The sequence below is a fragment of the Frankia sp. CcWB3 genome (genome assembly GCF_977927595.1).
Genome location: NZ_CDWRCK010000135.1, coordinates 1 through 11,725, shown reverse-complemented (window position 1 = coordinate 11,725; position 11,725 = coordinate 1). Strand labels below are relative to the sequence as shown.

The 11,725-nt window shown below is 66.6% G+C and carries 6 protein-coding genes and 1 pseudogene; all 7 read left to right on the top strand.

All coding sequences use genetic code 11. The features are described 5' to 3' along the window. Nucleotides 1–1,081 precede the first annotated feature (1,081 nt). The gene (locus ACY5KJ_RS11910; RefSeq protein ID WP_462188176.1) at nucleotides 1,082–2,206 is read left to right on the top strand and encodes a glycosyltransferase family 2 protein; all 1,125 of its coding nucleotides are present in this window, start codon (nucleotides 1,082–1,084) and stop codon (nucleotides 2,204–2,206) included. A gap of 86 nt (nucleotides 2,207–2,292) precedes the next feature. Then, nucleotides 2,293–5,085 (top strand): polysaccharide pyruvyl transferase family protein, encoded by a 2,793-nt coding sequence (locus ACY5KJ_RS11905; protein ID WP_462188177.1) that lies wholly within the window; start codon nucleotides 2,293–2,295, stop codon nucleotides 5,083–5,085. Nucleotides 5,086–5,264: 179 nt separating this feature from the next. Beyond that, nucleotides 5,265–7,019, top strand: a complete 1,755-nt coding sequence (locus ACY5KJ_RS11900) for a hypothetical protein (RefSeq protein WP_462203365.1) — start codon at nucleotides 5,265–5,267, stop codon at nucleotides 7,017–7,019. After that, entirely contained in the window at nucleotides 6,959–7,906 is a 948-nt protein-coding gene (locus ACY5KJ_RS11895) for a hypothetical protein (protein WP_462188179.1), read from the top strand. The genes ACY5KJ_RS11900 and ACY5KJ_RS11895 overlap by 61 nt, the downstream gene beginning before the upstream one ends. A gap of 193 nt (nucleotides 7,907–8,099) precedes the next feature. Then, on the top strand, nucleotides 8,100–10,064 hold the full coding sequence (locus tag ACY5KJ_RS11890) for a hypothetical protein (protein WP_462188180.1): 1,965 nt from the start codon (nucleotides 8,100–8,102) through the stop codon (nucleotides 10,062–10,064). A gap of 10 nt (nucleotides 10,065–10,074) precedes the next feature. Continuing rightward, a complete protein-coding gene (locus ACY5KJ_RS11885) occupies nucleotides 10,075–10,269 on the top strand; it encodes a hypothetical protein (protein WP_462188181.1) in 195 nt (64 codons plus the stop codon). Nucleotides 10,270–10,371: 102 nt separating this feature from the next. Next, nucleotides 10,372–11,725, top strand: a pseudogene (locus ACY5KJ_RS11880) (FAD-dependent oxidoreductase); the annotation flags it as partial.

The window sequence follows — 11,725 nt, the reverse complement described above, 5'->3', positions numbered from 1 at the left end:
GGCTATCACGAGGAGTTGTAGCTCGACTACGCATGGCGATGCCGAGTCGGTGGCAATCAAGGGTTGCCGGTGTGGCCGCGGAGCTCGGGGGCGCGGTGCGGACGGATCTCGAGTTACCTCATGCCGCGTGAGGCACGTGTCTCGTGGCGGGGAAGCAAGAAGATCGCTTGATGTGTAATGAACATCTCGAAATCGCGGATTGGCGGTCGGAGCCGGAGCTGCGTTGCCCGGTTGGCAGAGAGGGAGTGAAGGCAATGGTGAGGCTCGATTGAGAACGTAACCGATCCGCCGGGTAACGTCTTCGTGAAGTCGGCTCCATCTGTAGCCGGGTATGGCCGAGGTGGTTCGGGGTCTTGTCGGCCGGCGGCCGGTGGGCCGTGACCGGCATGCTACGATGACCCAGAAGGGTGGCGTATGGTCAAAGTATAGGCGAATCGGGGGCGCTACCTTCCGAAGACTGGGGGGCTGGTTAGGGGAGTCGGACACTTCGGCGCATGTTGTGTGCCGATCGTGCCATCGCCGTTTGGATCACTTGTTTGCGATGATCTATAGCGGATCTTCGTTATTGGTCAGTTGGGGGGGCTGGCTTCAGCATGCTCGGATTCGATCGGCAAGGCGGCGCGGAGCTTCCTGATCTTCCGTCTCGCGCGCCCTCGCAAAGCTCGGACGTTCCGTCGGACGTTCTGGTTGCACCTTGTTCTCCCCGCGGGCAGGTGGCAAGCGCCTGCGCATCGCCGAACCCAACGGACGAACCTCAGATGTGCGGTCATGAGCAGGTATCCACAGCTTTTCAAACTGATGAAACATCCGCTCCGGAAGCGGAAACAAGCGGCTCCGAGGCAGCGACCGGACGCCGTACCTCTCCCCTCGGCCGTCTGTATGCCGTGCTCGCGGCCTGGTATCGCCTGGCGACCGCGATGTCACGTCTTGGTCGGCACGCCACTGCACCGGAGCCGGATGCCGGTCGGCCGGTCCGTATTGCGGAGTACGAGCTCACGACCGCTCTGCTGACGACCCGCGCGGCGGTGCTCCAGCCACGGATCGCGTTCGGTGAGAACGGATCGCGTTCGGTGAGATCCGTGTGCTGGTCCGCTGCCACGGCATCCCCATCGGGCAACTGGAGGCCTCCGACGGGGGCGACACGAACGCCGCAACCATCCCGATGCTGGTCAAAGAGTGTCGGCTCGACCAGCACGAGTGCTCGCACTCCTGGCCCATGCACATGCAGGAGCGGCGTCGGCCGGCGAGCATCGTCATCCCGACGCGCGACCGGCCGGAGAGCCTCGGCCGGTTGATTTCCTCGCTTCAGGCGGTCGCTGAACGTGAGATTGAGTTTCTGATCATTGACAACGCTCCCAGGACGGCCGCGACCCGGGAGCTCGTCGAGTCGGTCAGCCGGGTGGACGCGCGCTTCCGCTATCTATGTGAGCCGCGCAAGGGCGCGTCCCGGGCGCGTAACACTGGTCTCGGCGCGGCCGAGGGCCGGGCCGTCGCCTTCTTGGACGACGACACGCAGGTGGACCGACACTGGCTTCCTGCGATCCTGAGCGGGTTCGACGTGGCGGACGGCGTCGCCTGCGTTACCGGCTTGGTGCTCCCCGATGAGCTGATGACCTCGGCTCAGATCTGGTTCGAGCAGTACGGCGGCTTCGGTAAGGGACTGGAGCGGCGGATCTTCGATCGCTGGAGCGGAGATGGCGCCCTCTATCCCTATGCGGCCGGCGCCTTCGGATCCGGCAACAACGTCGCCTTCGACGTGGACGCCGTCCGCGAGCTGGGTGGTTTCAACGAGGTCCTCGGCCCTGGCACACCTACGCATGCCGGGGAGGATCTCGAACTGTTCACACGGACGATCCGGTCCGGACGGCGGCTGGTCTACGAACCGTCGGCGATTGTTTACCACACACATCGGCAGCGATACGGCGACCTCCTCGACCAGTTGCGCAACTACGGCACGGGATTGTCTGCGATGCTCATGGCGCAGGCGCTGTCGAGTCCTCAGGAACTGGCGGAGATCCTGCGTAGGGTGCCCGCCGGCCTTCTGTTCCTCCTGCTACCACGATCTTCGAAGAACGTTAGCCGCGGGCCGCGTTTTCCCGTGGAGCTGGTGCTGACCGAGGTCCTCGGCATCGCATCCGGCCCGTTCGCGTACCTGCAGGCGCGGCGAACACAATCCCGTCGCGTCGATCGGGGCCATATCAGGTGAACCGGAGTAGCCTTGGGCGTCGCCCCGGCACGAGTGGGCGGGCGCATGCTGGCCCGCGGCATGCCCAGGCCAGAGACGGCCGGCGGTTGTTCCCGCTCCCGGCGCTGGCCTCGACGGTAGGAATCCTCCGTTCGCCGCTGCTGCGCAATGCCATCCTCCTGATGGCGTCCACGGCTATCACCGGAGTTCTCGGTATCGCCTTCTGGGCGATCGCCGCCTGGCTGTACTCGCCGGAGAATGTCGGACGGGCCTCCACAGCCGTGTCTACGATGCTGCTGCTATCCGGACTGGCCCAGCTCAACCAGCAGAACATCCTGCCTGCCACCATTCCGGCTGCGGCGAGATCCAGACGCACGATCATTCGCAATGCCTATGCCATGTCAGGGCTGCTGGCGACCGTGCTCGCTCTCGGCTTCGTGGCCCTGTTCTCCCATACGACGTTCCTCGCCGACTTCGACCCCTGGTTCTCGGTCTTCTTCGTCGCTGCAGTCGCGTTCTGGTGTATTTTTGCTCTTCAGGACTCGGTGCTCGCCGGGCTGCGCAAGGCGTCCTGGGTGCCGATCGAGAACGCGTTCTTCGCGGCGTCGAAGCTCGTCCTGCTGTTCGTCTTCGCCGCGTTCGGGATCTCGGCCGGTCTCTTCTTCGCCTGGACCGCGCCGGTCATCCTGCTCGTCCTCGCCATCAACATACTGATCTGGCGCAGGGTGTTATCGAGAAATCAGCTCGATGATGTGGCTGAATCGTCGCGGAACGCCCCTCATGCGACCGCCACCGGATCGCGGCGCCGAGCGGACTGGTACATCATCGGCGACATGGCCGGCGGACTCGTCCAGCTCGCGGCCACCACCCTGCTGCCTGTGATCGTCTCCGCTCGGCTTGGCTATGAGGCCACCGCTTATTTTTACACCTCTTGGAGCCTGGTTTCCGTTTTCGACCAGCTCATGAGTGGTGCCACCGCCTCCCTGACCGTCGAGGGAACCCGGGAATCGAGCCGGGTGAGCGCCCACATTCTCAGCATGATTAAGTTTTTGTTGGCGTTCATCGTCCCGGTCGGGATCATCACGGCGGTCTTCGCTGGACCGTTGCTCGCCATTTACGGCAGCGAGTATTCGAGCGAGGCGGCGAACCTCCTATCCTGCCTTGCGCTCGGAGCAGTCTTCCGGGCGACGATTCTCCTGGCCGTCGCGATCAGCCGGGTGCAGCGGAACACACGACTTCTGCTGGCCATCCAGGGATCGATGAGTGTCTGCTTGCTCACAACTGCGCTGATCGTCGGTTCCCGGGGACTGACCGCCATCGGTCTGGCGTATCTCGGCTGCCATGCCGTCATCGCCTTGGCCGTAGTGCCGGTCTACGTCAGGGCGTTGCGCCGCCCGTCGTCGGCGATCAGCGGCAGACGCAGCCCCCGGTCGGAGCGGGCGGTCTATGGGGAGCCGCGCGGCGCGTCTACGCTCCTCCCCGCGGTCTTGGAGTCGGATCCCCCGGCGCAGGAAGATCTTGGCGCCCGTGTTCCCGACGCCGAGACAACCTGGCTCATCTGGCGCCGGCCATCCGCACCCAGCCTACGACCGTCGGCCTCGCGGCAGCCCACCTTCCATCAGCCCAGCCCATGGAAGTCTAGCCTCCAGTCCATCGGCTCCCCGACCGCGCAGCGGCGAGCAGATGACACCGTCGGCTCTGGAGGTCGTCGACGGCTCGTCGGACACCGGCGGCGGGTTCACCACTGCCCGGACGTCTCGCGAGCCGGCCCCGCAGCCCGAGCGCGGGGACGGCCCACTGAGGTCACCGCATCCAGATCACCCCATGAGGACGGTCTTCTAGAAATGCAGAGAGTCGCACTCGCCTATCTCGGTTATGCTGGTCGCGGGAATCTCGGTGACGACGCGATCGAGCTCGTCTACAAGCGGGCACTCCCTGGTGTGCTGATCGCGCCTCTGCCGCTGTACCCCGGTGATGTCCCCGTTCATCTGCGGGCACGTCGACGGCTCAGTTTCCAGGACTCTTCGTTGCTGCTCGGCGGCGGGACCGTGATTGGCCGCAAGAACTGGCGGGTCCACCTGCTGACCGGCGGCCGGATTGTCCGTCGACGCCCGTTCCACATGCTCGGGGCGGGGGTCGAGGACCCGGTGTTCCAGGGCCGGAACTCGTTCTCCGCGAATGGGGAACTGGGAAAGTGGCGGCGTCTGCTCGACCAGTTCGATCGGGTGACAGTTCGCGGGCCGCGCTCGGCCGAACTGCTGCGGGACGTAGGGGTGGACAGCGAGGTGGTGGGGGATCCTGCCCTGCTGCTCGAACCCGGCCCCGTTCCGCGTACGGTGGACGAAGGCGTACTCGGGATCAACGTTGGATGGGGCGACGACATGTGGGGCCACGATCCCGAGCGGGTGACCCGGGAACTCGGCTTGGCGCTCAGCCAGCTTGCGCGCCGGGGGTGGCGGTTCCGGGCCTTTCTCGCGAACAACAGCGACCGTCCGTACACGGAGCGGCTGTTGACGACCGCGGGGGTAGCCGACCGGACCGAGACGTACGTCACCGTCGATCCGGACACCTATCTCCACTCGGTACGCGGATGCTCGGTGCTCGTTGCCCAGCGGCTGCACGCCGCCATCCTGGCCTGCGCCGCGGCGGTGCCGACCATCGCAATCAGTTATCAGCCCAAATGCGATGACTTCATGGCCTCTGTGGGGCAGGAGCAGTTTCTTGTCCGGACGGACGAGATCGACAGTGAGCCACTCGTCGATCTGGTGGAGAAGGTCGACGCCAACCGCACCGATCATGTGACGCGCCTGCAGACCGAGGTCGATGCCCGCCGTGCCGCCCTCATCGGATCCCTCGACCGCATCACCCACCAGCTCAGCCTGGGGGGCACTGGCCGGTAGGCCGGCTGTCCCACCGGCCGGCCCTCGCGGTCGGTCCGCCCGTCCACGGCGGTACCGATGGCGGGTCGACCGGGGGCGGTGAATCCACCCACGGCGAACCCACCCAGCGGAGACAGGTGCACGTGCGGATAAGCGGAGTGCGGGACCGCATAACGATCAGCCTTGGGCTGATCTGTCTCGTGGTGCTGCCGCTGGCTGTCGCTGGTGGGCTGCGTGCCGCCGTCATCGTGCCCGCGATGCTGCTGCTACCCGGCGCCGCCGCCCTCAGCTTCGTAGCGATCAACGAACGTGCCCTGTGGGTGGGCTTGGCCGTCTGTGTCAGCCTCGCCGTCGAGGCGGTCGTCCTCTGCGTGCTGCTGTGGCTTCGGCTCTGGCATCCCACCGTGGTGGCAGCCGTGCTGGCCGTGTTGTCGATGGCGGTCATTCTGCGCAACGCGGCACGGTCGGGGACGGCTCTGGGCACCTCCGGCCATGGCGGGGATGGTGAGCGGGGGCAGGGAGGAACCGGTCGGGCCCTTCCCGCCGCGGGCCTGCGCCGCGGGCTGCGAGCCGACGGGGCCCTGGTGCTGGCAGCGCCGGCCATCCTCGCGTTCATCCTCTTCGTGATCAGTATTGGGCGGGTGGATCCGCAGCGGATGGGGCAGTATGGCCTGCTCACCGTCCTCCCAGTGACGTGGTACCTGGCGCTCGCCCTGCTGCTGGGCGGAGCGGTCCGGGTCCTGTCCCGGCCGACGGTCAACCGCGCGGCCGCGGCCGGCTATCTCTTCGGCATCGTGTTCGTGCTCTTCGGCACGGCCCCGCTGGTGTATTCCGTGCCGCACTACTCGTGGGTCTACAACTACATCGGGGTGACCCGTTACATCCTGGAGCACCACGCTCTCGACAAAAACGTCGACATCTACCAACGGTGGCCCGGCTTCTTCGCGGTGGCCGCGTTCTTCTCGGCACTGACCAGGACGACCGATCCGCTGGTGTATGCGCAGTGGGCGGAGGTCTTCTTCGTCTCGATGTCCGCACTGCTGGTCGCCTGCCTCGGGCGGTCCTACCTGCGCTCGGTGAGCCTCGGCTGGGCATCCGCGCTCGTGTTCGTTCTCGGGAACTGGGTCGGACAGAGCTACTTCGCGCCCCAAGGCTTCGCTCTCACCCTGGCATTGGCGATCTACTGTCTGCTTATCGGGTTCTGTCGCTCGGTGCGAAAGGCCCCGGCCCGGCCCCGGCCGGATGATCGGGACGCTGTGACCACGTCGGACATGTCGCGGGAGTCCTTTGTCCGCGAGTATGGACGGGGCGTGACGGCGAGAAGCGACGAGACCGTCCTGCGCCGGTGGGCGATCGCCGTCGCGGTGCTGCTCCAGGCCGCGGTCGTGGTCTCCCATCAGCTCACCCCCTATCTGATCGTGGTCAGTGTGGTGGTGCTCATCGCCTCCGGTCTGGTGCGCCCGTGGCTGCTGGTGGCGTTCATGACGGCGCTCACCATCGCATTCCTGATTCCGAACCTCGCCTACCTCACCAGTCACTTCGATATCGCCTCATCGCCCGACCCCCTGCAGAACCTGCGCCGGGTCGACCCCTACGGCGCGACTCCGCTGCCGGGGAAGGCCCTGCACGCCCGGGCCGGCGTCACGCTGTCGATGCTCGTCTGGTTCATCGCCGCCGTGTCGGTCGTGAACGGGTTCAGGCGGCGGCAAAAGGGGGCCGGCGTGCTCGGCCTGCTCGTCGCCGCGCCCGGGATCCTGATTCTCGGACAGACTACGGCGGCGAGGCCATCTTCCGGGTTTATCTGTTCTCCTTGCCGTGGGCGGCATTGGCCATCGCGAGCGCTCTGGTTCGACACCCGATGCGCCCGACACCCGTGCGGGCGCATCGGGTCGGTGTGGTGGCCCTGGCCGGCACAACGGCCTTCCTGTCCGCTTTTCTCGGCCAGGAGGAACTGAACTACATGCCGGCCGGCACGGTCGAGGCCAGCGACTACTTCTACGGACACGCGCGGACGGGCTCCGTGCTCATGTGCGCCGCGCCCAACTTCCCCCGCAGTTACGGACCCAACTATGACGAGTTCATTCACATGAAAAATGGCGACGAACTGAACATTCTTCTCAATCCGGAGCTACGTGGCCATGACTTGGGCGCGGCGGACATCAGCACCGTCATAGCAGAGATCAAGAAATACTCCGACTATGGATATCTCGCCTTCGCGGATAGTGGTGACGCCTACGTGCGGACCTTCCAGCTGACTCCGCCGGGTGCTCTCGCGCGGCTGGAGGCCGCCGTCGCTCAGTCATCGTCGTTCCGGCTCTGGTACCGCAACGACGACGCCCGCATCTACGCCCTGGTTGACACCCTCCCGAGGGGCGCATCGACGGCCGCCGACCCTGGGGGGCTCCCCGGCCGACACCGTCGCTGTGAGTGGGTCGACCGGAACCCGGCCGCTCCCGGGGACCCCCCGATGACCACGCACCACGCGACGACCGCCCGGACGGTCGCACTGGGCCTGCTCAGCGTCGTCGTTCCCCTGTTGGAAGCGGCGGACACTGGCGGGGCTCTGCGGACGGTCCTGGCGATCGCCTTCCATCTGACGATTCCCGGTGTCCCGCTACTCGCGCTTGTCAGGCTGAGCAGCCCGACCCTGCTGGCCTGCGCGGGTGGGGGGCTGTCCATCGCCCTGACCATTATCAGCGCGCAGCTGATGCTCTGGGTGGATGCGTGGCACCCCTTTCTCCCGGTAATCATTTTCGCGGTCGTCTCGCTGGTGGCGCTGGCTGGGGACGGGTGGCGATCCCGTCCCCGGACGGCGGGCGTGACCCCGTCGCGGACTGGCTGAAGGTGAAACAGAGAATGATCATATGGCTGCCCGGCGCCGTTGCCGGGCGGATGGCTCAATCGTGACGACGGACGCGTATACGCGGTTGGGAGAGGACGCGCCCGCGGTGGAGCGAACGACCGGTCCCACCCGCCGGCACGAGGGTCGATCGCCCGGGTCGACAGCGGCACCGGAGACGGGAACCGAGGTGGGCGTGGGAGTACACACGCGTGGCCCGGCGCCGATCGTGCTGCTTGGCGCTGCGGCCATATTCCTCGTCTGGGGCATGGCGGCCGCCGACCCGCGGCGGATCAACGCGCTCGGCATCGTGGGCGCCCTCGACTGGCAGTACGCAGCGGGGATCGTGGCCTTGGCCGGGGCCTTCGTCTGGGAGCTCGGCGCTGCTCGCTCCCGGACCTGGCTCCTCGCGACCGCGATCGGTCTGCTGGTGGTGGCCATCTACGCGTTGCCTCCTGTTATCGAACAGACCTCCAGGCTGCCGACCTCTTGGCGGCACGCCGGATTCATCAACTACATTTACGACCACGGAACCGTGCTCCATCACTACGATGCGCGGTTCTCCTGGCCCGGTTTCTTCGCCGGGATGGCGGTCCTGATGAACACCGCCGGGGTGGATGACGCGAGTCACCTGCTGCTGTACGCCTCGGTGCTGTTCATGCTCGCCTATCTGCCCTGCCTCGCCTTGATCTTTCGTGAGCTGGGCCTGAGCCGCCGGGGGATCTGGCTCGCCCTGTGGTTGTTCCTCTGCGCGGACTGGGCCGACCAGGAGTACCTCTCCCCGCAGGGCGGGGCCTATCTGCTGTCGCTGGTCGTGCTGGTCGCGGTGCTGCGCACGAGCGCTCGCCGGACGGACGCGTGGCGCGACACCGCAGATACTGCGGACGGACGGAGGCAGCGTCTGCGTGCGCTGCTCGCCCCGCCCGGTCCGGTCTACGGACCACGCGAGCAGATGGCGCTGCTGGGGTGTGTTGTCGTGCTCGCCATGGCGATCGTGGCCAGCCATCAGCTCTCCCCACCCCTGCTGATCCTTCTGCTCGTGAGCCTGATGCTGACCCGCCGGCTGCGGAGCCGGGCACTCGTTGTGCTCCTTCCCGTGCTGTTCGTCGGCTACTTCACCTTTGGAGCGGTCGACTTCTGGAGTGGCCATCTGTCGGTCGTCACCGGAGACGTCGGTGGAGTCGGGGGCACGGTCAACCAGACTCTGGCGAACCGGGTCCAGGGTTCGCAGACACATCTACGCATCGCCTTGCTCCGCATCGTGGTTGTCGGTGTGCTCTTCGTCGGTGCGGCCATCGGCTCGTTGCGGCGGCGCCAGTGGCGCATCGGGCTGACGGCACAGGCGGCGGCCTGTGCCCCGTTCGGGTTGCTGGCGTTGCAGTCCTATGGTGGCGAGGCGCTCCTGCGCGCCTACCTGTTCGCATTGCCATTTCTGTGTGCCCTGTCCGCGGCGGCCTTCTTTCCCGCGCCCGACCCAGAGTTCGGCACCCTCGCCCGCCGCGGCCGGCGTTTCCCGTCCGGTTCGAGGCTCCTCCGCCCCCACCGCCCGGGCGCCCGCTCCGATCGCGGCCTCGACGGCAGCACCGCCCGCGAGGAGGACACGATCCGGCTACCGATCCGCCGTGCCTGGTCGCCCCGGCCGACGTTCTCCCGAGGCCTGACCGCCATCCTGGCTGTCGTGTGCATCGGCGCGACAGCCGTACAGCTCGTCTGCCGGGGTGGCAACGAGGAATTCGTGTGGTTCTCCCATGAGGAGATCGAGGTCACCGAGTGGGTCTACGAGCAGGCGCCGGCGGGCAGTACCATCGGCGTTTTCAACGGCTTCTTCCCGGGTCAGAACAAGGATCTCGATCGAGTGATGCTGATAAATCTGGGGAGCAAGTGTAAACCCATTACTGATCCGCGTGAATGTGCCCTTCAGTGGAAGCCGGACTATATTTTGATCACTCGGGCGCAGGGCGCGTACGGTCGCGAGTCGGAATCCCGCCCCGACCACTGGTCGGCCGACTACACGACCTCGCTCGAAAAATCCGGTATATACCGCAGGATTCGGAGCGATCGGGACGCGATCGTGCTCATGCGCGCTGTGGACAGCAGACTCGAGACATCGAATCCTGGGTTGTCCGCGCATCCCATGCTCTCTGTGGACCAGAAGGATTGAGAGACCGTCAATGGACCAGCACAATGTGATTCGGATCGGGCTGTTGCTTGTCTGTCTGACGGCCGGCCTCGCGGTCGGAGTGGACCTCCTGCGGGAGGCGCGTTCCCCCGGGGCACAGAAGGTTGGGCGGACTTTGGGGGTTGGTCTCCCGGCGGTCGCCGTCCTCGCCCTCGCCGCCTGCTGGCTACGGGTGACGCATGAGTGAGATCCGTTTCCGGATGGATGGCCGAGGGCGAACGCGGCCCAGGCCCGGGCGGCGTACCCGGCCGGCGGGCCTGTCTGGCCGGACCGTCGGGGAGCGTTGCCGATGATCTCGTATCCGCATAGCAGACGTGAGCTTCTCCTGCTGGGAATGGGTCTCCTCGCGGCCGCTCCGCTGGCGGGATGCGGCGATGACGACGCTCCCCTGACGGCGCGCTACCTCGGCCCGGTCAACAAGGGGAAGGCCTCTCACACAGAGACCGAGTTGTGCGTCTACGGCGCGACGCCGGCTGGCATCGCCGCCGCTGTCCAGGCCCGGCGGATGGGCCTGCGCACCACGCTGCTGGCTTTCGGGGACGAGGTCGGCGGGATCATGTCCGGCGGGTTGTCCGCCACTGATGTCGGGTACAGCGCGACTATCGGCGGCTTCGCCCGGGAGGTCTTCGCTGCGACCGGGCAGCACTACCGGTCGGCCGGCCCGGTGTACAACTTCGAGCCGCACGTCGCGCGGGACGTCTTCCTCGCCTTCCTGAAGAAGGAGGGCGTGCGTGTCGTGCTGCGCCAGCATCTGACCGAGGTGGTGCTTAGCGGAAACCGCATCCGCTGGATCAACACCGACGACGGGAGCAGCCATCGGGCTAGCGCCTTCGTGGATGCCAGTTATGAGGGCGACCTGTTGGCGGCCGCGCGGGTCAGCTTCGTCGTCGGACGGGAGTCGAACAGCGAGTACGGCGAGACACTCAACGGCGTGCAGAACCGGGCCGCAGGGTCGACGTTCCGTAGCTGTATCAGCCCCTACCGCCGGATCGACGACCCCACCAGCGGCCTGCTGCCCGGCGTGTCATCGAACCCGTTGGGAACGACGGGCCAGCGCAGCCCGCTGAGTCAGGATTTCTGTTTCCGGCTCTGTCTGGCGCGGGCCGGAGCGAACGCGCGTCCGTTCCCGAAACCGTAGGGCTATGACCCCGCCCGATACGAGCTGCATCGCCGGTACCTGGCGGCGGGAAACCGGAACGTGATGTCTTTCCTCGTCAAACTTCCCGGGGGGAAGTTCGATCTCAACAACAGTGGGCCGATCTCCACCAATCGCGTGGGCGGCTCAGCGGGCTGGGCGATCGGTAGCTTCGCGCAGCGGGAACGGATCTACCAGGACCACCGGGTTTATCAGCAGGGTCTGCTCTGGTTCCTGGCGAATGATCCCGCGGTGCCCGCCTGGCAGCGTGACCAGGCCCGTTCCCTCGGTCTCGCGGCGGATGAGTTCGTCGCCACCGACAACTGGCCGCATGAGATCTACGTACGCGAGGCCCGGCGGATGATCAGCGACTACGTGGCGACGGAGGTGGACACCTCGGGAAGGCGGCGCTGCCCGGACCCGATCGCCTATGCCTCCTACCAGGTCGACTCGCACGCGGCAGAACGGGTCGTGGCGGACAACTGTCTGGTGAACGAGGGCGGTCTAG